The sequence below is a fragment of the Neisseria sp. P0021.S007 genome (assembly GCF_051956855.1).
In genome coordinates this window covers 1-437 of the sequence record NZ_JBQCXA010001766.1, presented here as the reverse complement: position 1 = coordinate 437, position 437 = coordinate 1, and the positions used below count along the sequence as shown (strand labels likewise).

Annotated in this window: 1 pseudogene; it reads left to right on the top strand. The window is 50.6% G+C overall.

The features are described 5' to 3' along the window. Positions 1-437 (top strand): annotated as a pseudogene (aceE, locus tag ACTHUR_RS21355) (pyruvate dehydrogenase (acetyl-transferring), homodimeric type); the annotation flags it as partial.

Below are 437 nucleotides of genomic sequence, written 5' to 3'. Positions count from 1 at the left end.
CCACCATGGCTTTCGTACGCATCCTGTCTACTTTGCTGAAAGACAAAAAAATCGGCAAACGCGTTGTACCTATCGTTCCTGACGAAAGCCGTACTTTCGGTATGGAAGGTATGTTCCGCCAATACGGCATTTGGAACCCTAAAGGCCAACAATACACCCCTCAAGATAAAGACCAACTGATGTTCTACAAAGAATCCGTCGACGGTCAAATCTTGCAAGAAGGTATTAACGAGCCAGGCGCAATGGCTGACTGGATCGCGGCTGCAACCAGCTACGCCAACAGCAACTTTGCGATGATTCCTTTCTACATCTACTACTCTATGTTCGGTTTCCAACGTATCGGCGACTTGGCATGGGCTGCCGGCGATATGCACGCACGCGGCTTCCTGTTGGGTGGTACTGCCGGCCGTACAACGCTGAATGGTGAAGGTCTGCAA